Genomic DNA, 20181 nt, shown 5'->3' on the forward strand with positions numbered 1-20181 from the left:
GGAGAGGGGGCGATGTGGCACTGCCGGTGAAGCCAGCGTCCCCTTTCCCCTCTGGGGTGAGGGTCAGGGTGAGGGGCAGCACACCTCAGAACATTCGACAGAAACCAATCACTCCCCCGGCTTGGGCGCCAACTCCTCGCTGCTGCGCGCCGCCTCGGCGATGCGCCGCCGGGCTCGGAACAGCCCCCATTGCTGGTCGACCAGCACGCCGACGAGGATCACCCCGCCCATCACCGCGAAGTTGAGCGAGGAGGGAATACCGAGGAGGTTCACGAGGTTCTGCAGCTCCTGCAGGAGGATGGTGCCGAGGATCACCCCGACGATCGAGCCCTCGCCGCCCCGCAGCGAGAAGCCACCCAGCACCGCCGCTGCGATGGCATAAAGCTCGTAGAAATTGCCCTGCGACGACGGCTGCACCGAGCGGGTGTACATGGCGAAAAAGATCGCCGCCAGCGCCGTGAGCCCGGCGCAGATCACATAGGCTGAAGTCACCACCACATCAGTCCGGATGCCCGAAAAGCGCGCCGCTTCCTCGTTCTTGCCAATGGCGAACAAGTAGCGGCCGAACACCGAGCGGTGCAGTGTGAACCAGGCGATCACCGCCACCACCGCCAGCACATAGACCGACACCGGAATACCGCCGATGCGGGCGACGAAGAAATCGAGTCCCGGATACTCGCTGCCGAACGGGAAGCCGGCGGTGGCGTCGGCGGTGTAGCCCCGCGCCACGCCGCGATAGATCAGGAGCCCGCAAAGCGTCACCACGAAGGGCTGCATCTTCAGTTTGGTGATCAACAGCCCATGCGCCAATCCCAGCGCCAGCCCCAGCACCATCACGATGGCGAAGGCGATCGGCCAGGGCACGCCTTTGGCGCCGACCAGGTCGACGAACAGCACGCCGAGCAGTGCGATCATCGAGCCGGCGCTGAGTTCGATACCGCCGGTGATGATGACGAAACCCTGTCCGATGGCGAAGAGCCCGAACAATCCGATCAGGTTGGCGGTATTGGCGAGGTTCTGCGGGCCGAGAAAGGCAGGGTTGCGCAGATACACCACGAACCCGACGACGACGATGAGGGCCAGGAGGCCCAGGTCCTTCTTGTTCATCCGCTTCCCCTCACCCGGCCCTCACCAGCGGCTTGCCCACCGCCAGCCGCAGCACGTTCTCTTCGCTGAAATCGGGCCGCTGCAGCTCGCCGGAAATCCGGCCCTCGTGCATCACGGCGATGCGGTCCGACACGCCGATCACTTCTTCCATGTCCGACGAGATCATCAGCACGGCGACGCCGGCATCGGCGAGCCCGCGCATCAGACGGTAGATTTCCGCCTTGGCGCCGACATCGATGCCGCGGGTCGGCTCGTCGAAGATCAGCACCTTGGGCCGCATCGCCAGCCACTTGGCCAGCACCACCTTCTGCTGGTTGCCACCCGAGAGGCTCCCCGTCCGTGTGGTGACCGTCGGCGTCTTGATGCCGAGTTCAGTCCGGCTGCGTTCCGCCTGCTCCCGTTCCAGCCCGGCCGACACCAGGCTGCGCGGCGCATAGGCGGTGAGGTTGGGGAGGCTGATATTTTCCGAGATCGGCAGGTCGAGGAGGATGCCCTCGCCCTTCCGATCCTCGGGGACGAGGAAGATGCCGCGTGCCACGGCGTCGGTGGCGCTGCGTACGACCACCGGTTGGCCATCGAGCGCGACGACGCCCCCGTAGCTCTGGTCGACGCCGAACAAGGCCCGCGCCAGCTCGGTCCGCCCCGAACCGACGAGGCCCGCCAGCCCGAGGATCTCACCGGCGTGAAGGTCGAGGCTGATCGGGTGTGCCGGGTAGGCGGCGGTGCGAACGCCCCGGGCAGCCAGCACCGCCTGGCCTTTCGCGAGCTTAGGTGCCGCGTAGGCCACCTTCAGCTCGCGGCCGATCATCAGCTTGACCATGCGGTCATGGTCGATCTCGGTCCGCCCGAGTTCACCCACCAGCACCCCGTCGCGCAGCACCAGCACGCGGTCGCAGACCCGCTCGATCTCGTGCAGCCGGTGCGAGATGAAGATCACCGCAATACCCTCGGCCTTGAGGCTCGCGATCACCTCGAGCAGCTTGTCGGTCTCGGCCAGGGGCAGCGACGAGGTCGGCTCATCGAGGATGACCAGCCGCGCATTTACCGACAACGCCCTCGCGATCTCCACCATCTGCTGCTGCGCCAACGACAGCTTTGCCACCGGGGTGTTGGGTGAAAAGTTGGCGCCGAGCCGTTTCAAATAAGGCAGCACGTCGGCCCGCATCCGCGTCTCGTCGACGAGGTTCAGCACCCCGCCGCGGCGCGGTTCGCGCCCGATATAGACATTGGCGGCGACGTCGAGATTGTCGAACAGGTTGAGTTCCTGGTGGACGAACGCGATCCCGGCCTTCATCGAACCGCCAACGCTCAGGCCGGCATAGGGCACACCGTCGATCTCGATCGTGCCGCTGTCGGGCGCCGTCACGCCGCCGAGGATCTTCATCAGCGTCGATTTGCCGGCGCCGTTCTCGCCGACGAGTCCGATCACCTCGCCCGGCGCGACCAGCATGTCGAAGCCGGCCAGCGCCACCACGCCCGGATAGGTTTTGCGGACGCTGATGAGCTTCAGGAAGGGCTGCACCGGCGCTGCCTGATCGCGGCTGTCGAGCATTCCACCTCCCCGCGTCCTCCAAGGGAACTCTAGAGCGCTTCCTCGAAAAGTTGCAGAGCTTTCCGGGAGCGCAACACCCAGCGCGACATGGCGCGGAAGACAGCCCCCCGTCTTCCGCGCCATGCGCCCGATGTCAGCTGCCGCTGATCTTGGCCTTGAGGTCGGCCGAGAAGGCGTCGACATTGTCCTTGTTGATCACTGCCGTCGGCACGATGATCAACTTGTTTTCAGGAATCCCCGACTTGTCGCCTTCGAGATAGGCGGCCATCAGCTTCATGCCCTGGTAGCCCCATTCGAACGGCTGCTGCACGATGGTGGCGGCGAACGAGCCTTCCTTCACCGCGCCCAGCGTCACCGGGTCCTCGTCGAACGCCACCACGGTGATGGCTCCGAGCTTGCCGGCCGCCTGCAGCGCCTCGTAGATCTTGGGCGGGTTGTAGGAATAGAACCCGACCATGCAGTTGATCTCGGGGTTGGCCACCAGCACGTCGTCGACATTGGTGCGCGCCTTGGTGAAATCCACGTCGTCGCCGCGCACGTCGACCAGCTCGATGCCCTTGCCTTCGATCGCCTGGCGGAAGCCGGCGATACGCTCGACTGCGTTGTCGGCGCCGAGGAAGCCGACAAAGCCCATGCATTTGCCGGGCTTGCCGGCCAGCGCCTTGACCATTTCCTCGCCCGCCTGCACCCCGGCGGCGGTGTTCGACGAACCGAGATAGGCCAACCGGTTCGATGCCGGAGCATCGGAGTCGGTGGTGAACAGCGGCACTTGCGCGGCGATACGATTGAAGGCGTCGATCGAGTTCTTCGGATCGGCCGACGAGATCATGATCGCGTCGGTGCCGGCAGCGACGAGGTCATCCATCAGCGCGTTCTGCAGCGCAGCAGTGCCCTGTGCCGGGTAGCGGAACTGCAACTCGTAATTGGGCAGTTCGGCCTGTGCCTTCTTCACCCCGGCTTCCGCCAGCTTCCAGAAATCGGAAGAGGCGTTGACGACGAAGGCGAGCTGCTTTTTCTCCTGAGCGACGGCGCTGCCGACGAGCAGGACCCCGGCGGCGACCGCCACCGCGGCAATACTGACGAGTCTCTTCATCATTCCTCCCTGGCCGCCCTCCGGCGGCGCTGTTGGTTTCGTCCCGCACCTCGTCCGGTCTCTGCCGGAACATCTGCTTCCGTCGAAGCTGAGGTGCGCATCTCCACCCGGCACCAAGAGAGAACGGTGCCATCCTGCCGCCGCGTCCGCCGGCAGGAATCCCTGTTACGGGGTTACTCCCCGATTTCCTTGTTGCGCAGCCGGTCGAAGGCGACTGCCAGCACGATGAACGCCCCCACGAACGTCCCCTGCCAGAAGGTGCTGATGCCGAGCAGCGTCAGCGAGTTGCGGATGATTTCGATCAGCGCCGCCCCGACCACCGCCCCGAGCGCCGTACCGCTGCCGCCGGCGAGGTTGGCGCCGCCGATCACCGCCGCCGCGATCACCGTGAGCTCGAGCCCGGTGCCGAGCCCGGTGGTCACCGAGCCCAGCCAGCCGGTTTCGAGGAACCCGGTGATGCCGGCGCAGAACGCCACGAACATGTAGACCGAGACCTTCACCGCCTTCACCGGCACGCCGGTCAGCACCGCGGCCTTCTCGTTGCCACCGATGGCGTAGAGGTGCCGGCCCCAGCGGGTCCAGCGCAGCGCAAAGCCGGTAATCAGCGCCAGGATCACCATGACGATCAGCGGATTGGGGACCGGCAACCCGCCCACCGTCACCGAGCCGCCGCCGATGGCGAACAGGATCGGCTGATCCGGCCCGAACTCGTAGATCAGCGCGTTGTTGCTCATCACCATGCCGATCGAGCGGGCGATCGACATCATGCCCAGGGTGACGACGAAGGCGGGCATGCCGGCGACCGCGATCAGCACGCCGTTGATCAGCCCGACCAGCAGCGAGGCGCCGATCGCTGCCGGCAGCGCCAGTGTGATCGGCAGGCCCGCATGCATGATGAGGGTGGTGACCATGGCCGCGATCAGCACGGTGGCGCCGACCGACAGGTCGATGCCGCCGGTGATGATCACCGCGGTCATCCCCAGCCCGACAATGCCCACGAAGGCGAAGTTGCGGGTGACGTTGAACAGGTTCTGCGGCGTCGCGAAGGTCTTGGTCAGCAGCATCATGGCGATGACGGCGAGCACCACCGCGAGCAGGATCCAGAAGATCTGCCGGCTGATCAGCCACGGCAGGAAGCCGCGATGCGTCTGCTGGTCGATGGCGTCCTTGAGCGAGGTATCGGTGGTCATGTCGGCAACTCCTCAGGCGCTCTGCAGCGCGCCGGTGATCAGACCAGTGACTTCCTCCGGCGAGGAGTCGGCGACCCGCTTGTCGGCGACCTTGCGCCCGCGCCTCAGCACCACCAGCCGGTCGCACACGGCGAAGACGTCCGGGATGCGGTGGCTGATCAGCACCACCGCGATGCCCTGCTCCTTGAGCCGGCGGATCAGGTTCAGCACCTCGGCCACCTGTCGCACGCTGATGGCTGCCGTCGGCTCGTCCATCAGCACGATCTTGGGGTTGGACAGCCGTGTGCGCGCGATGGCCACCGCTTGCCGCTGCCCACCCGACATGCGCCGCACCAGGTCGCGCGGCCGCGTTTCCGATTTCAGCTCGGCGAACAGCTCGCCGGCCTTCTTGTACATGGCGCCGTAGTCGAGTATTTCCGGCACGAACAGCCGCCAGCCGCGCCGGCGCTGGCGGAACGGCAGTTCGGCTTCCTGCGGCGTGCGGGCAATTGTCGTCAGCTCGCGGCCGAGAAAGATATTGGCGGCCGCAGTGAGGTTATCGGCGAGCGCCAGGTCCTGGTAGACGATCTCGATTCCCTTGGCGCGCGCGTCCTTCGGACCGTGCAGCTGCACCACCTGGCCATCGAGGCTGATACTGCCCTCGGAGGGATGGAAGTTGCCGGCGATGATCTTGACCAGCGTGGTCTTGCCGGCGCCGTTGTCGCCCACCAGCCCGACCACTTCGCCTGCGTTCAGGGTCAGTGAAATATCGGTCAGCGCGGTAATGGCACCATAGTGCTTGGCGATGTTCGCCAGCTCGAGAACCGCCATCGTTGCCCCTCCCAAGGCTGGAAGGCTCCGCCCTCCGCTAGATGTCGCGGGCAAATCTATGCGGGATGCCGCGCCCAGCGTCAATCGACTTCGAGCATCCGCCCCGACCACGCAAAAAACGTCAGCAGGGTTGCTGTTTATCCAGTCTTTCCAACGTCTTTATCCACGTATCTGATAACTTAGTGCGCTTGAATGTGCACGTGCATCAGCCCGATTGACTATTGTCACGAGCCGTCTCAGTATCCGCCTCAACATGCGAAGCACCGCGGCCAGCAACGGCCGGCAAGAAGGCGCGCGCAAGCATTGAGGAGCTCACCGAGACGGCAAACGTATCAGCGGGCGGCCAGGGACCACTCGCCGTTGAGGTACGTTAGTCGGGCTCGACCGAGGGCCTGCGCCAAGCAGGTCGAGACTGAACCCGAGGGAGGAAAGACTATGCGTAAGACTACCTTTGTGCTTGCCGGCGCGGCCATTGCCGTTGCGCTCGCAGGCAGCGCTATGGCGCAGGACAAAAAGATCCTCGCCGTCGTCGTCAAAGGCCTCGACAACCCGTTCTTTACGGTGATGGGCCAGGGCTGCGCCGACTGGAATACCGCGCACCCCGACAGCGAATATACCTGCCTTTACACCGGCCCGGCACTGAGCTCGGACGAAGCCGGCGAAGTGCAGATTGTGCAGGACCTGATCAGCAAGGGCGTCGCGGGCATCGCCATTTCCCCGTCCAATGCCCCGGCCATGGCCAATATGCTGAAGGCCGCGGCGCCGACCATGCCGATCATGACGGTCGATGCCGATCTGTTGCCGGCTGACAAGGCGCTGCGCAAGACCTATTTCGGCACCAACAACTACGACATGGGTGTCGGCATGGCCAAGGAGCTGATGAAGCTCAAGCCCGGTGGCGGCACCGTCTGCCTGCAGCTGGGCAACGTCGCGGCAGCCAACATCAACGAGCGCGCCGCCGGTTTCCGCGACACCATTGCCGGGGCCAAGGGCACCGAGCGGCTGAACAACTCCAATGGCTGGACCGAAGCCGAAGGCTGCCCGACCTACACCAATGACGATATCCCGACGGCCAACCAGCAGATGGCGGACGTCTTCACCGCGCAGCCGAACCTCACCGCCTTCGTGCTCGTCGGCGGCTGGGCCCAGTTCGGGCCGCAGGCCTATGCCCAGAACACCGATCAGGTGATGGACAAGCTCAAGAGCGGCGACCTGGTGATCATCGCCGGCGACACCTTGCCGCCGCAGACCCAGGCCTTCCGCGAGGGGCGCAGCCAGTTCCAGATCGGCCAGCGGCCCTACCAGATGGGCAACGAGGCGCCCGATGTGCTGATCAAGCTGATCAATGGCGAGACGGTGCCGGACCCGATGTATACCGGGCTTGACCTGTGCACCAAGGAAGACCCCGGCGTCTGCGCCAAGTAACCGAACCAGAAGTCGGTGGACCAACTGGGGCGCGCTGCGGCGCGCCTCTTTTCGTTTTCGTGCACGTGAACGCCGATCAAGCAGTGATCGCCTTCTCCCCTTGTGGGAGAAGGTGCCCGAAGGGCGGATGAGGGGTCCGCGTAACGAAGTGTAGCGCGATCCGAGCGAAGCGAGGAGCGACGGTGTTCGCGGAGAGAACCCCCTCATCCGGCCTTCGGCCACCTTCTCCCACAAGGGGAGAAGGCCAGACTGGGATACCGTGCTAGCTGACCCCCAGCGTCGCCAGCAACTCGCTCGCCGCCGCAGCCCCTGCCCGGTTGGCGCCGATGGTCGAGGCCGACGGGCCGTAGCCGACGAGGTGGATCCGCGGCTCCTTCACCACCTGGGTGGCGAGCCGGCCGCCCATCAGGATGCCGCCTGTCTCCTCGCGCAGCAGCAGCGGCGCCAGGTGGTCGAGCGACGAGCGGAACCCGGTACACCAGAGGATCACGTCGGCGCGCTGCTCGGTGCCATCGTCCCAGCGCACGCCGGTCTCGGTGATTTCCGAGAACATCGGCAGTCGTTTCAGCACCCCACGCGCCGCCATCGCTTCGATCAGCGGCGAGCGCGGCAGGCCGGTGACGGACACGACCGAATTCGGCGGCAGGCCCTGGCGGACTCGATCCTCCACCAGTTTCACCGCGGCGCGCCCCGCCTCCTGGTCGAACGGTCCCTCGCGGAACACCGGCGGTCGCCGCGTCACCCAGGTGGTCGTGGTGACCTCGGAAATCTCGTTGAGCAGCTGGATCGCCGAAATGCCGCCGCCGACGATCACCACATGCTGGCCGGCGAACGCGTCGGCCGTGCGGTAGTCGCGCGTATGCAGCTGCTGCCCCCGGAACCGTTCGCGGCCCGGATAGTCCGGGATGAACGGCGTCTCCCAGGTGCCGGTGGCATTGATGATGCCACGAGCCGAGAACGTCTCGCGGTCGGTCTCGACCCGGAAACCCTCGCCGCGCCGGCACACCACCTTCACCTTCACCGGGCGATAGACGTTGAGCCCGAAGCGCTGCTCGTAGGCCGCGAAATAGCGCGGCACGGCGACCGCCGCCTCGACCGTCTCGTTGCTGGTGTCCACCGCCTCCGAGAACGCCATCCCCGGCAGGTCATGCACCCGGTTGACGGTACTGAGCGTCAGCGACGGCCAGCGGAACTGCCAGGCGCCGCCCGCCTCGGGTGACTGGTCGAGCACCACGAAGCCGCGCCCCACCTCGAGCCCGCGCTGCCTGAGGTGATAGGCCGACGACAAGCCCGCCTGCCCGGCGCCGATGACGACGATCTCGGTCTTGATCGCCACGCCGGCAGGAGGCGCGCTGGGCGGGGCGAGAGTTTCGGCATCCATCGGAGAAGGTCCTGTTGTCGCAACACAGGTAGGGCGAGCGCCCCGGTCACGCAACGGCAGTCGCATACGCGATTGGCGCCCCTCACCCTAACCCTCTCCCCAGAGGGGCGAGGGGACGCACTCTTGCGCCAGCGGTGCCACAACGCCCCCTCTCCCCTCTGGGGAGAGGGCGGGCGTGAGGGGAAGCCAAGCACACCGCCGTTCCAATCCGTCCGACAGACGAAAGCCCCATTGGCAGATCACCCCCCGTGTGTCATGCCCCAGGGTGGCGCGTCCGCGTCATCCCCCTCCGAGCTGCAATGCGCCCCCTCGACCTCCTGCTCTATGCCGCCGTCTGCCTGATCTGGGCCTTGAACCTGATCGTCAGCCGGGTGCTGTTTTCCGAATTCGGCGTGGCCCCGATCTTCTACGCCGCGGCACGCTTCCTGATCGTCGCCGCGATTCTCGCCCCGTTGTTGCGGCCGCTGCCCCGCCCGCTGCTGCCGATCCTCGGCATCGGCTTTCTCATGGGCGCCTGTCACTTCGGTCTGATGTTTCTCGGCCTGTCGCAGGCGACCTCGTCGAGCGTCTCGATCGTGCTGCAGACCGCGATTCCCATTACTGCCCTGCTCTCGGTGCTACTGCTCGGCGAGCGAGTGGGGCTGTCGCGCGGCGCCGGCATCGCTCTGGCGCTCGGCGGGGTGATCCTGGTGATGTGGGATGGCGAGGGCGCCAGCGTCAGCCTGGGGCTGCTCTTCGCTTTCGCCTCGGCCATCGCCATCTCCCTGGGCCAGGTACTGCTCAAGCGCTATTGCGCCATAAAACCGCTGACCATGCAGGCCTGGACCGCCTTCGTGTCGGCCCCGCCCATGCTGGCCTACTCGCTGCTCGCCGAAACCACGCCGGTAACAGCGAGCCTCGGCGCCGGCTGGCCGTTCCTCGCCGGCCTCGCGTTTTCGGTGCTGGCGGTGACGTTGCTCGCGACCACCATGTACCTCGGTATCCTGCAGCGCTACCCCGCCTCGATCGTCGCGCCGCTCGGCCTGATGACCCCGCTGATGACCGTGCTGATGGGGATCCTGCTGCTGGGAGAAGGCTTCGACCTGCGCATGGCCGCTGGCGGCATCATCGCACTGATCGGCCTCGTGCTGGTGTTGCGCCAGCAGGCCCCGCGCGACGCCGAGCAGCCGCGCGAGATGACTTAGCGCTCTCTCGAAATCGCGCGTGGGACTCCGGCCAAACTTACTCCGCCGCGATCGCCTCAGCCTCACTGAGCCCGCTCAGCGCCCTGGCCCGTACCAAACTCTCCGGCTGCTCACGACGATAGCGGCGGCCGATTTCCATCATCGCCACGGTGTCGGGCAAAAAGCTCAGCTCGGCGAAAATCTCGTCCCAGGCGATATCCCCCCAGCCGAGCGGCATATGCAGGTCGCCGATCCCCATCGCCGTGTTCTCCTGCGGATGGAACGGCTTGTAGAAGCCCTGCGGACGACCGAAGGAATCGTGCAGATGCAGGTGCCCCGCGACCGGCGCCATGGCGCGGAGCTCGGCGCGGAAATCGAGGCCCTTGAAGGTGGACTCGATATAGGCGTGGCTGAAGTCGATCAGCGCCACGACGTTGGGATGGTTCACCGCCCTGACCGTCTCGGCCACTTCGGTCGGGGTCTGGCGGTATTGGCCGGGCTCGGTGGTGAAGATGTTCTCGAGCGCGATGCGCACCCCATGCGGGCGGGCGAAATCGGCGAGTTCGGTGAGCGCCTCGCGCTCGAGCACGTCGGCGCCCGCCCAGTCGGCGATCGCCTCGGCGCGCAGGTTCCCGCTGTGCTGCACCAGGATGCCGGCCCCGATGGAGTTGGAGACTTCCACCAGCGCCTTGGCCGCATCGATCTGATGGCGCTGCGTCACCGGATCCATGAAGTTGGACGAGACCAGCCCGTGCACGGTGTAGCGGAAGTCGAACTGCCGGGTCAGCGCCAAGAGCGCCTCATGTCGCGCCTTGATGATGCGACCGCCGGCGATGAGGTCGAGGCTGGTGATGCCGATTTCCACCGTGTCGACGCCCATTTCGGCGAGCGCCCGCATATCGGCTTCGAGGCTGGCGAACTCGCCGTCGTCCGAGCCGACATTGAAGCCGGTGGCAATGATGTTGCTCATGAAAGGTCTCCGTCGTTCAGGATGGCTCAGTGCGAAATCCGCCGCCCGTCCTCGAGCGAGAACAGGTGCAGGGCGCTGTCGGCGAGGCTGAGATGCACCGGCGTGCCGGATTTGATCTCGGCGGTGTCGGTGTCGAGCGCCACGATGCGGCTGCCATTGGCATCGGCATGGATCAGCCGCGAGGCGCCCAGCTCTTCGATGTAGTCGACCACGGCCGGGATCGCGCCCTGAGTGTCCGCGCCGGTGCGACGCACACCCTCCGGGCGCACCCCCAGCACCACCTTGCGGCCGGGGACGCGCACGCCGTTGAGCTGGCTGACATTCATCCTGCCGCCGGCGCCATGCACGAAATGGCCCTCGGCGTCGAACTCGCCTTCGAACAGGTTCATCGCGGGCGAGCCGATGAAATCGGCGACGAAGCGACTCGCCGGGTTGTTGTAGACCTCGGTGGGCTTGCCGATCTGTTCGACCCGGCCGGCATTCATGATGATCAGCTTGTCGGCCAGCGTCATCGCCTCGGTCTGGTCATGCGTGACGAACACCGAGGTGACGCCGAGGTCCCGGTGCAGCCGGCGCACTTCGGCGCGCATCGCCACGCGCAGCTTGGCGTCGAGATTGGAGAACGGCTCGTCGAACAGGAAGACCTTGGGTTCGCGCACCATGGCGCGGGCCATGGCGACGCGCTGCCGCTGGCCGCCCGATAGCTCGCCCGGCCGGCGTTCGAGAAACGGTTCGAGCGAGACCGACTGCGCCACCTTCAGCACCCGCGCGTCGCGCTCGGCCTTGGGGAGCTTGGCGACCTTGAGCGAGTAGCCGATGTTCTGGCGCACCGTCATATGCGGGTAGAGCGCATAGTTCTGGAACACCATGGCGCAGCCGCGCTCGCGCGGCTCGAGCTGGTTGACCACTTTGCCGCCGATGGCGATCTCGCCGGCGGAGATCTCTTCGAGCCCGGCGATCATGCGCAGCAGCGTGGACTTGCCGCAGCCGGAGGGCCCGAGGATGACGACGAACTCGCCCGCTTCGATGGCGACGTCGACGCCGTGGATCACTTCGGTCTTCTGGTAGACCTTCTTCACGCCCTTGATGGAAATCTGGGACATCGGGTTCTCTCCGGTCACTTGTCGCGGGAAATGAGGCCACGCACGAACCAGCGCTGCATGAAGGCAACGACGAGCAGTGGCGGAAGCATGATGATGAGCGCGCCGGCCATGGTGACGTTCCAGTCGGGCGTGCCGTTCTGCGCGGGGATCAGGGCCTTCAATTGCATCACCACGGTGCCGAAATTGGCGCGATCGGTGGTGATCAGCAGCGGCCACAGATACTGGTTCCAGCTGCCCACGAACATGATGGTGGCGAGCGCCAGCATGTTGGTGCGGCTCAAGGGCAGCAGCACATCGAAGAAGAACTCGATCGGGTGCGCCCCATCCATCTTGCTGGCCTCGACCAGCTCGTCCGGGATGGTCATGAAGAACTGCCGGTAGAGGAAGGTGCCGGTCGCCGTGGCGACCAGCGGCAGGATCAGGCCGGTATAGGAGTTGAGCAGGTTCCAGTTCAGCGAGATCTGGATGCCGCTCGCCGCCTGCACCAGCCAGCTGATCCCCAGCGTATCGAGGATCACCTGGAACGGCAGCAGCGCATTGGCGGCAATGGCGTAGGTGGGCACGATCCGCACTTCGAGCGGCAGCATCAGCGTGATGAAGATCAGCCAGAAGCAGATCATCCGGCCGCGGAAGTTGAAGAAGACGATGGCGAAGGCGGAAAGCGAAGCCAGCGTGATCTTGCCGACGGTGACGCCGACCGCGACGATCAGGCTGTTGAGCAGCTTGGGACCGAGGTCGCCGCGCACCCAGGCGGCCTGGAGGTTCTCCCACAGGTGCCCGGAGGGCAGCAGGCTGATCGGCACCTGGCTCACTTCCTGCAGCGACTGGCTGCCGGCGACGAAGGTGATCCAGAACGGAATGATGACCAGCAAGGCTCCGATGGCCATCGCCACATAGGTGATGAAATCGAAGAACGGCGAGCGTTCGATCATGGCGTGCCTCAGTGATAGTGGACGCGACGTTCGACCCATTTGAACTGGATGAACGTGAGGCCGATGACGAGCAGCATCAGGACGATCGACTGGGCGGCGGCGCCCGAATAGTCGAGGCCTTTGAAGCCATCGAAATAGATCTTGTAGACCATCACCTCGGTCTGCCCGATCGGGCCGCCCTCGGTCATGGTGTCGATCAGCCCGAAGCTGTCGGTGAAGCTCGAGATGATGTTCATGATGAACAGGAAGAAGGCGGTCGGCGCGATCAGCGGCAGCTGCAGGTCGAGCATGCGGCGGAACGGCCGCGCCCCATCCATGGCGCCCGCCTCCGAGATCGAGCGCGGGATCATCTGCAGCGCGGCGAGGAAGAAGATGAAGTTGTAGCCGATGCCGAGCCAGGCATGGCAGATCATCACCATGACCAGCGCCTGGATGCCGTTGGTCGACGGGTCCCAGATCCCCGGCCAGATATCGTTGATCGAGCCGACGAGACCGGATTCCGGCGCGAAGATGAAGCGGAACGCCACGCCGGCGGCGGGCGCCGCGATGGCATAGGGCCAGACGTAGATCGACTGGAAGAGCTTGGTGCCCTTGAGCGAACGGTCGACGAAGGCGGCCAGCGTCAGCGCCACGCTCATCGAGAGGCCCGTGGTGATCAGCGCATAGATGCCCGAGCGCAGCACCGTGCCCCAGTATTCGCGGTCACGGAAAATGGCGAGGAAGTTGTCGAACCAGACCCAGCTGTTGCCGCCACCCCAAGGCTGCTCGAGCGTGAACGCCCAGTAGAGGGCCTGCGAGGTCGGCCAGTAGAAAAAGATTGCCACCAGCAGGAGCTGCGGCGCGATCAGCAGCCACGGCAATACCGGGTTCTTGTAGTAAGCGCGTCGTTCCATCTCGGTCCGCCCCAAAAGACGTGGCACGGGCGGCTTGGCGCCGTCCGTGCCACGATCATCTCGACTGCTTAGAGCAGGCTCTTGCCGGCGTAGGTCGCTTCGAAGCGGCGGAGGATTTCGTTGCCCTTGGCGTCGAAATCGGCCAGTGCCTGCGGCACCGGAACGTTGTTGAACAGCACCGACTGGATGGTCTTGACCATCTCGGCGCGGATCGAGGCATAACCGCCCAGGCGGATGCCGCGGGTGTTCTCGCCGGCCGGCTTGGTCAGCGATTCAATGGCGAGCTCGCGGCCCTTGTACGGGGCGGCGTCATAGAAGCCCTTGGCCTTCATGGCCTCGAAGCCCGAGTTGGTCACCGGGATGTAGCCGGTGACGGTCGACCACCACTCGGCCTGCTCGGGCTGGGCGAGGAAGTTGTAGAACGCCGCGGCGCCCTTGTATTCTTCAGCCGACTTGCCCTTGAGGGTCCACAGCGACGCACCGCCCACGAAGGAGTTGGTGCGCTCGAAGCCTTCGAGCATCGGCAGCATGGCGACGGTCCAGTGCACGCCTTCCTTGGCCTGCTTGCCGAAGGTGCCGTGGTCGGCGATCGACGACGAGGTGATCTGGCACTTGCCGTTGACGAAGGCGTCGTTCGCGGTCTCGCCGGCATCCTTGGACTTATGAACGAAGAGGCCTTCGTCATACATCTTCTTGATCCAGGTCAGCTGATCGACGAACTTGCCTTTCGACACCGCCATTTCGGCGTTGAGGCCGCCGAAGCCGTTGCCGAGCGTGGCGATCGGCTGGTTGTGAATGGCCTCGAACTGCTCGAACCACTGCCAGGCGCCCGACGGGTCGAACGCCACCGGGCAGTCATAGCCGGCGGCCTTCATCTTGCGGGCGACGTCTTCCACCTGGGTCCAGGTGGTCGGGGTGCCGTCGAAGCCCACTTTGGCCAGCGCGTCGGTGTTGTAATAGATCACCGCGGTCGAGGAGTTGAACGGCATCGACAGCAGCTCGCCCTCCGAGGTGGAGTAGTACGAGGCGATACCGGAGAAATAGTTCGACCAGTCGATCTTGTAGCCGTTCTCGTCCATCAGCTGGCGCACCGGCACATAGGCGTCCGACAGCATCAGGTCGAGCGTGCCGGCGTCGAAGATCTGCGTGACGGTCGGCTGCTTGTTGGCGCGGAACGCCGCGATCGTGTTCTGCAGGTTGTTGTCGTAATTGTCCTGGCTGACGCAGACGATCTCATAGTCGCTCTGCGACGCGTTGAAGGTCTTGCACATGTCCTGGATGCGTTCGCTGAGGTCGCCGGACAGGCCGTACCAGAACTCGAACTTGGTTGCCGCGGCGGCAGGGGAGGCCACGAAGGTCAGGGCAGTCGCGGCAAGCGCCGCGCTGAGCAGCCAGTTGGATTTCATCTCAAAGGTCTCCGAGGTGAGGAAAAGCCGGTCGATTTCTCGAGCGGCGCACTCCTAGTCGGAGACCTTGACGGTTGGATTTCAGGCCGGTGAACGAACCGTGACGCCTCGATGACGGTTGGATGTCATACCTTGTAAGGCGTTGATCGCTCAGGCGGTTCGGATGATCTCGCGATAGATGGCAACCGCCTCGACGATGTCGGCAACTGTGCAAAACTCGTCGATCTTGTGGGCCATTGCCGGATCGCCCGGGCCACAGATGACCGTGGCCACCCCGCCCAGCGCCGGCGTCAGCACCGAGGCGTCGGTGAAATAGTTGGCGCTCGCGGCTTCCGCCTCGCGACCGCTGGCCGCGCGATACGCGGCCGCCAGCCGCTGCATCTGCGGCTGCGCCGGGTCCGACCAGACGGCCGGCAGATCGACCAGCGCCTCGAGTTCGGTCTCGGCACCAAGCGTGAAGCCGACCTGTTCGCGCACCGCAGCATGCGCCAGCCCGGGGATGGTGCGGATATCGATGCTGAACTCGGCCCGATCCGGCACCGAGTTGATGTTCTGGCCGGCATGGAGAGTGCCGACATTGAGGCTCGGCAGCCCCATCACCGGATGGCGGGCGGTGTTGAACTGGTACTGCTCGAGCGCCAGCACGCCGCGCGCCGCCTTGTAGAGCGCGTTGTCGCCCAAATGCGGGGTCGACCCATGCGCGGTGACGCCGGAACAACAGGCGCTGAGCCACAGCGCGCCCTTGTGACCGGCGAGGAACCGATTGGCCGTCGGCTCGCCGACCACCAGCAGCCGGGCTTCGCCGAGGAGCTCGGCTTCGCTCAGCGCCTTCGCGCCGTGCGAGCCGGTCTCTTCCCCACCGGTGAGCACCAGCGTGACGGCGCCCTGCGCGCCGATCCATTCGGCCTCCGCCACGGCCGCGGCGATCATCGCCGCGACACCGGCTTTCATGTCGCACGAGCCGCGCCCGTAGAGCCGGCCATCGACGATCTCGCCGCCGAATGGGTCGTGGGTCCAGGGCAAGGTGCCGAGCGGCACCGTGTCGAGGTGGCCGGTGAACACCTGCGCCGGGCCCGGCTGCCCCAGGCGGGCAACCAGGTTGAAGCGGTTCTCTCCGAACGTGTGGCGGGTCACCGTGAAGCCGGCATCGCCGAGCAGCGCGTCCAGGAAATCGGCGCACGCCGCCTCGTCGCCCGGCGGGTTGCGGCTGTCGATGCGGACCAGTTGCTGGGTCACGGCGACGGCGTCGATCATGTCAGAGGCGTCCGGTAGACGGGGGTCGAGATCCCCTCCATGCGCGCCTTGATCTGCAACGCCACGAATTTGGAGAAGAAGCGGCTCAGCGCCAGGTTGCCGCCCTGGAACCACAGGTTGTCCTGCGCCACGGGCTTGTACATGTTGCGCAGCTCGCCGTGCCATGGGCCCGGATCGTTGCGCGTGCCCGAGCCGAGCCCCCAGCACGTGCCGATCTCGTCCGCCACCTCGCGCGACACGATCTTGGCCACCACCTCATGCATCGAGTGGAAGCCGGTCGACTGGATGATGAGGTCGGCGGCGACCTCGCTGCCATCGGCAAAGCGGATACCGGTCGGTGTCAGGGTCTCGATCTCCACCCCGGCCTTGATGCCGATCTCGCCGTCGATGATCAGCTGCGAAGCGCCGACATCGACGTAGTAGCCCGAGCCGGTGCGATAGGCCTTCATCATCAGGCCGGTCTCGTCCGGGCCGAAATCGAGCAGGAAGCCGGTGGCCCTGAGCTTGTCGTAGAACGCGGCGTCGCGCGCCCGGATCCTGTCGTAGAGCGCCCGCTGCTTTTGCGGCTGCAACGCGAACGGCGTCGCCGCCCCCATGAGGTCCGCCGTGTCGACATCGATGCCGGCGGCCACCGCCGTCTCCGAATAGGTATCGAAGGCGAGCTCCATCAGCGTTTCGGAGCGCACCACGGTGGTGGGCGAGCGCTGCACCATGGTGACCTCGGCGCCGGCTTCCCACAGGTCCACCGAAACGTCGTGCCCGGAGCTCGCGGCGCCGATCACCACCGCCCGCTTGCCCTTGTACCTGGCGCCGTCCGAGTACTGGCTGGAGTGGAGGATTTCCCCCTTGAAGCCGGTCGCCCCCGGCAGCGGAATGAATTTCGGCGGCCCATAGGCGCCGGTGGCGAACACCAGTTGCACCGGCTTCAGCGTCAGCGGCTTGCCGTCGCGCTTGAGCTCGACCGTCCAGCGCTGCTCGGCCGCGTCGAACCTCGCCGAGAGGCACTCGGTGCCGCCCCAGTAGCTGAGCTCCATCACCTTGACGTACATCTCGAGCCAGTCGCCCATCTTGTCCTTGGGGGTAAAGACGGGCCAGTGCGCCGGGAACGGCAGATAGGGCAGGTGGTCGTACCAGACCGGATCATGCAAGACGAGCGAGCGATAGCGGTTGCGCCAGGAGTCGCCTGCCCTGGCGTTCTTCTCGACGATCACCGTCGGCACGCCCAGTTGCTTCAGCCGCGCCCCGAGCATGATGCCGCCCTGCCCTCCGCCGATGACAAGGCAATAGGGATCGGCACCATTGCCGAACGCGGCTTCCTGACGCGCCCGCGCCTCCGACCAGGTTTCGCGGTTGCGGTCGGCGCCGTGTCGGACGCCCATCGGGCGGGTAAAGCCGATGGCTTCCTCGTGCCCATCGAGCGATTGCAGCGTGGTGAGGATGGTGCGGCACTTGCCGCCTTCGAGCGTGAAGATGCCCTGCCCCTGCCCGACCCCGGTCCTGAAGCTGAACCACGCCTCGAGCGGCTGCGCATGCCCGCCGGTGGCGCGGGTGACCTGCCAGGCCGATGGTTGCGTGCCACCAAGCGTCGCTTCGAGCATCGCCGCGATGGCGGGCTTCCCCTCCATCGTCTTGACGTTCCAGGTGAACGCCACGATGTCGCGCCAGTAGCAATCCTCGGCGAACAGTTCGAGCGTCGCGGCGATATCGCCTCTGGCGAGCGTCTCGCCCAACATGACGAGCCAGGCCGTCGCCGCTGCCACCGGTGCAGTATCGTGCATCAATAAACCTCAACTATGGGCGACGGGCCCCCCGCCGCAGAAATCCCAAAACTCAGTCGCCCAGCGGCTCCAGCACCCGGCCCTTGCGATGGTTCAGCACGGTGTACTTGATCCGGCGCAGCGTCTCGCGCGCATTCGGGTCGAGCCTGGCGCCGACCGCGCTCGAAACGAGGTCGATGATGGCGAGGAAAGCGTAGCGCGAGGCGGTGGGCTTCAGCGGATCGGGAAATTCCGGGATATCGACGGTGAGCGCCACGTCGGCGGTGGCGGCGAGGTCGGTGTCGGGCGCCGTGATGCAGAGCGCCTTGGCCCGGTAATGCTTGGCCAGTTGCACCGCTTCCACCACTTCGCGGGTGCGGCCGGTGCCCGAGATGGCAATCACCAGGTCGTTCGGCTTCAGCGTCGAAGCCGTCATCTTCATCACATAAGGGTCGGAATGGGCGCTCACCACCACGCCGTAGCGGAACAGCCGGTTCTGCGTCTCCAGCGCCAGCGAGGTCGAACTGCCGCCCAGCCCGAAGACCAGCACCTGGTGGGCGCTCGCCACCAGTTCGGCCGCCGCGACGATATCCCTGGGGTCGATCTGCCGCTCGACCAGGTTGAGCGCATTGCGCGCCTCGCCGAACACCTCGGTCCATAATGGCGAGGCGTCGGCGCTGACCTCGCCGGCCGGCGGCGCCGGCGCGAGATAGAGCCGCCCCACCACCACGCTCTGCGCCAGCTTCAGCTTGAAGTCGCGCACCCCATCGCAGCCGATGGCACGGCAGAAGCGGGTGACCGTCGGCTCGCTCACTTCGGCACGCCTCGCAATCTCGGCGTTCGAGGCATCGACCGAAAAGGTTACGTCGGCCAGCACCACATCGGCCACCCGCCGCTCGGCCGGTCGCAATTCACCGTAGGAATCCTTGATCTGCGACAGGATGTCGGGGATCGGCTTGGCGTAACCTTCGCTGCTCGCCTCGTCGCGCCTGGGCTTGCGCATGTCCGGCCTCCCGGCTGTTGGGTCCGACGCGACTTCTATCATTTCTGACCAGCCTGTGCCCTAGCTCTGAGGATGCTTCGTCCGCGGTGCCTCGCCGCCCATCTCATCGGCAGCATGTAGGAAACTTACACACGTGGCAAGCGCGAAGATGCCTGAGAAATAAGCATTCTCGTTCCCTGTATGGAACTAGTCTGACAGCCGCTTGACTCGGAAAGTAGGATAGTTACAGACTGCATCTCGGACGGGGATGAGGGCACTGCAGGGGCGCTCGGAAGCCGTTCCATGTCTGGTACGGGGCAGCGCGAGGGGCGATGACAGCTCAGGAGTCCAAGCAACCGAAACTCAGGGTGAAGGGGGCCACCAAGGTCTACAACACCCGCTCGGGCGACCTGTTGGCGATCGATCGCTGCTCGCTCGACGTGATGGATGGCGAGATCGTCTCGATCGTCGGCCCTTCCGGTTGCGGCAAGACCACCTTGCTGTGGTCGATGTCGGGGCTGCATGGTCTCACCTCGGGCGAGGTGCTGCTCGACGGCAAGCCGGTCACCGGCCCCAATCCTGAAATCGGTATGGTGTTCCAGGAGGCAAACCTGCTGCCTTGGCGCAATCTCGGCGCCAACATCAACTTCCCCTTCGAGATCAAGGGCACCAAACCCGACCGCGTCTGGATCGACGAGCTGTTGAACCGTGTCGGCCTCGAGGGCTTCGGGGGTCGCTTCCCGCGGGAACTGTCGGGCGGCATGCAGCAGCGCGCCGCCCTGGTCCGCGCCCTCAGCTACAAGCCGTCGGTGCTGCTGATGGACGAGCCGTTCGGCGCGCTCGATGCCTTCACCCGCGAGGAGATGAACCGGCTGGTCGAGGAAATCTGGCTCGACACCAAAACCACCATCGTCCTCATCACCCACTCGATCGAGGAGGCCATCTTCCTGTCGGACCGCGTGGTGGTGATGAGCCCGCGCCCCGGTCGGGTCGCCAATATCCACGAGGTGCCGTTCCCGCGGCCGCGCTCGCTCGAGATCATGTCGACCAGGGAGGTGTTCGACCTCACCAACGCCATCAAGGCGGAAATCGTCGGGACGCAGCAGAGCCGTTTCCCGAGCGCGCCGGCCCAGCCGGCCCAGGTGGCGTAAGGGAAAGATCGA

At 65.7% G+C, this 20181-nt stretch carries 17 protein-coding genes; 3 read left to right on the top strand and 14 right to left on the bottom strand.

The features are described 5' to 3' along the window. Positions 1 to 108: 108 nt before the first annotated feature. From APS40_RS08390 to APS40_RS08410, 5 genes are all read right to left on the bottom strand, one after another. A complete protein-coding gene (locus tag APS40_RS08390) occupies positions 109 to 1107 on the bottom strand; it encodes an ABC transporter permease (protein WP_055046611.1) in 999 nt (332 codons plus the stop codon). 10 nt (positions 1108 to 1117) lie between these two features. Continuing rightward, the gene (locus APS40_RS08395) at positions 1118 to 2659 is read right to left on the bottom strand and encodes a sugar ABC transporter ATP-binding protein (RefSeq protein WP_055046612.1); all 1542 of its coding nucleotides are present in this window, start codon (positions 2657 to 2659) and stop codon (positions 1118 to 1120) included. 133 nt (positions 2660 to 2792) lie between these two features. Beyond that, a complete protein-coding gene (locus APS40_RS08400) occupies positions 2793 to 3752 on the bottom strand; it encodes a sugar-binding protein (protein ID WP_055046613.1) in 960 nt (319 codons plus the stop codon). 173 nt (positions 3753 to 3925) lie between these two features. After that, positions 3926 to 4942, bottom strand: coding sequence for an ABC transporter permease (locus APS40_RS08405; RefSeq protein ID WP_055046614.1), 1017 nt, complete (start codon positions 4940 to 4942; stop codon positions 3926 to 3928). Between the two features lie 12 nt (positions 4943 to 4954). Further along, complete coding sequence (locus APS40_RS08410) at positions 4955 to 5752, bottom strand: ATP-binding cassette domain-containing protein (protein ID WP_055046615.1); 798 nt, start codon at positions 5750 to 5752, stop codon at positions 4955 to 4957. A gap of 435 nt (positions 5753 to 6187) precedes the next feature. Here APS40_RS08410 and APS40_RS08415 point away from each other — a divergent pair, with 435 nt between their 5' ends. Then, positions 6188 to 7177: a substrate-binding domain-containing protein gene (locus tag APS40_RS08415; protein ID WP_055046616.1), complete on the top strand. Its 990-nt coding sequence runs from the start codon at positions 6188 to 6190 to the stop codon at positions 7175 to 7177. Between the two features lie 262 nt (positions 7178 to 7439). Here the strand turns inward: APS40_RS08415 and APS40_RS08420 are convergent, their stop codons facing one another. Beyond that, a complete protein-coding gene (locus tag APS40_RS08420) occupies positions 7440 to 8558 on the bottom strand; it encodes an NAD(P)-binding domain-containing protein (protein ID WP_055046617.1) in 1119 nt (372 codons plus the stop codon). Positions 8559 to 8857: 299 nt separating this feature from the next. Between APS40_RS08420 and APS40_RS08425 the strand changes: the two genes are divergently transcribed. Then, entirely contained in the window at positions 8858 to 9742 is an 885-nt protein-coding gene (locus APS40_RS08425; RefSeq protein ID WP_055046618.1) for a DMT family transporter, read from the top strand. Between the two features lie 37 nt (positions 9743 to 9779). Here APS40_RS08425 and APS40_RS08430 read toward each other — a convergent pair whose 3' ends face one another. The 8 genes from APS40_RS08430 to APS40_RS08465 all read right to left on the bottom strand — a co-directional run bounded on the left by APS40_RS08430 (position 9780) and on the right by APS40_RS08465 (position 19039). Further along, the gene (locus APS40_RS08430; RefSeq protein ID WP_055046619.1) at positions 9780 to 10691 is read right to left on the bottom strand and encodes a TIM barrel protein; all 912 of its coding nucleotides are present in this window, start codon (positions 10689 to 10691) and stop codon (positions 9780 to 9782) included. Between the two features lie 26 nt (positions 10692 to 10717). Beyond that, positions 10718 to 11794 carry an ABC transporter ATP-binding protein gene (locus APS40_RS08435; protein ID WP_055046620.1) on the bottom strand — a complete coding sequence of 359 codons (1077 nt, stop codon included), beginning with the start codon at positions 11792 to 11794 and terminating at the stop codon, positions 10718 to 10720. A gap of 14 nt (positions 11795 to 11808) precedes the next feature. Next, positions 11809 to 12726 (bottom strand): ABC transporter permease subunit, encoded by a 918-nt coding sequence (locus tag APS40_RS08440; RefSeq protein ID WP_055046621.1) that lies wholly within the window; start codon positions 12724 to 12726, stop codon positions 11809 to 11811. 8 nt (positions 12727 to 12734) lie between these two features. After that, positions 12735 to 13619, bottom strand: a complete 885-nt coding sequence (locus APS40_RS08445) for an ABC transporter permease subunit (protein WP_055046622.1) — start codon at positions 13617 to 13619, stop codon at positions 12735 to 12737. Between the two features lie 68 nt (positions 13620 to 13687). Next, entirely contained in the window at positions 13688 to 15025 is a 1338-nt protein-coding gene (locus APS40_RS08450; RefSeq protein WP_055046623.1) for an extracellular solute-binding protein, read from the bottom strand. A 150-nt stretch (positions 15026 to 15175) separates the two neighbouring features. Continuing rightward, complete coding sequence (locus APS40_RS08455; protein ID WP_055046624.1) at positions 15176 to 16279, bottom strand: M20 family metallopeptidase; 1104 nt, start codon at positions 16277 to 16279, stop codon at positions 15176 to 15178. After that, a complete protein-coding gene (locus APS40_RS08460; RefSeq protein WP_055046625.1) occupies positions 16276 to 18057 on the bottom strand; it encodes an NAD(P)/FAD-dependent oxidoreductase in 1782 nt (593 codons plus the stop codon). The genes APS40_RS08455 and APS40_RS08460 overlap by 4 nt, the downstream gene beginning before the upstream one ends. A 52-nt stretch (positions 18058 to 18109) precedes the next feature. Further along, positions 18110 to 19039, bottom strand: coding sequence for a MurR/RpiR family transcriptional regulator (locus APS40_RS08465; protein ID WP_055046626.1), 930 nt, complete (start codon positions 19037 to 19039; stop codon positions 18110 to 18112). A gap of 311 nt (positions 19040 to 19350) precedes the next feature. On the opposite strand from APS40_RS08465, the gene APS40_RS08470 reads away from it, so the two are divergent. Then, positions 19351 to 20169: an ABC transporter ATP-binding protein gene (locus tag APS40_RS08470; protein ID WP_055046627.1), complete on the top strand. Its 819-nt coding sequence runs from the start codon at positions 19351 to 19353 to the stop codon at positions 20167 to 20169. Positions 20170 to 20181 lie beyond the last annotated feature (12 nt).

This window comes from Devosia sp. A16 (assembly GCF_001402915.1).
Lineage (GTDB): Bacteria > Pseudomonadota > Alphaproteobacteria > Rhizobiales > Devosiaceae > Devosia_A.

What these genes read in the sequence shown, in the direction of transcription:
- APS40_RS08390 (WP_055046611.1), bottom strand. Translation starts at nt 1,107, where the DNA reads ATGAACAAGAAGGACCTGGGCCTCCTGGCCCTCATCGTCGTCGTCGGG.
- APS40_RS08395 (WP_055046612.1), bottom strand. Translation starts at nt 2,659, where the DNA reads ATGCTCGACAGCCGCGATCAGGCAGCGCCGGTGCAGCCCTTCCTGAAG.
- APS40_RS08400 (WP_055046613.1), bottom strand. Translation starts at nt 3,752, where the DNA reads ATGAAGAGACTCGTCAGTATTGCCGCGGTGGCGGTCGCCGCCGGGGTC.
- APS40_RS08405 (WP_055046614.1), bottom strand. Translation starts at nt 4,942, where the DNA reads ATGACCACCGATACCTCGCTCAAGGACGCCATCGACCAGCAGACGCAT.
- APS40_RS08410 (WP_055046615.1), bottom strand. Translation starts at nt 5,752, where the DNA reads ATGGCGGTTCTCGAGCTGGCGAACATCGCCAAGCACTATGGTGCCATT.
- APS40_RS08415 (WP_055046616.1), top strand. Translation starts at nt 6,188, where the DNA reads ATGCGTAAGACTACCTTTGTGCTTGCCGGCGCGGCCATTGCCGTTGCG.
- APS40_RS08420 (WP_055046617.1), bottom strand. Translation starts at nt 8,558, where the DNA reads ATGGATGCCGAAACTCTCGCCCCGCCCAGCGCGCCTCCTGCCGGCGTG.
- APS40_RS08425 (WP_055046618.1), top strand. Translation starts at nt 8,858, where the DNA reads ATGCGCCCCCTCGACCTCCTGCTCTATGCCGCCGTCTGCCTGATCTGG.
- APS40_RS08430 (WP_055046619.1), bottom strand. Translation starts at nt 10,691, where the DNA reads ATGAGCAACATCATTGCCACCGGCTTCAATGTCGGCTCGGACGACGGC.
- APS40_RS08435 (WP_055046620.1), bottom strand. Translation starts at nt 11,794, where the DNA reads ATGTCCCAGATTTCCATCAAGGGCGTGAAGAAGGTCTACCAGAAGACC.
- APS40_RS08440 (WP_055046621.1), bottom strand. Translation starts at nt 12,726, where the DNA reads ATGATCGAACGCTCGCCGTTCTTCGATTTCATCACCTATGTGGCGATG.
- APS40_RS08445 (WP_055046622.1), bottom strand. Translation starts at nt 13,619, where the DNA reads ATGGAACGACGCGCTTACTACAAGAACCCGGTATTGCCGTGGCTGCTG.
- APS40_RS08450 (WP_055046623.1), bottom strand. Translation starts at nt 15,025, where the DNA reads ATGAAATCCAACTGGCTGCTCAGCGCGGCGCTTGCCGCGACTGCCCTG.
- APS40_RS08455 (WP_055046624.1), bottom strand. Translation starts at nt 16,279, where the DNA reads ATGATCGACGCCGTCGCCGTGACCCAGCAACTGGTCCGCATCGACAGC.
- APS40_RS08460 (WP_055046625.1), bottom strand. Translation starts at nt 18,057, where the DNA reads ATGCACGATACTGCACCGGTGGCAGCGGCGACGGCCTGGCTCGTCATG.
- APS40_RS08465 (WP_055046626.1), bottom strand. Translation starts at nt 19,039, where the DNA reads ATGCGCAAGCCCAGGCGCGACGAGGCGAGCAGCGAAGGTTACGCCAAG.
- APS40_RS08470 (WP_055046627.1), top strand. Translation starts at nt 19,351, where the DNA reads ATGACAGCTCAGGAGTCCAAGCAACCGAAACTCAGGGTGAAGGGGGCC.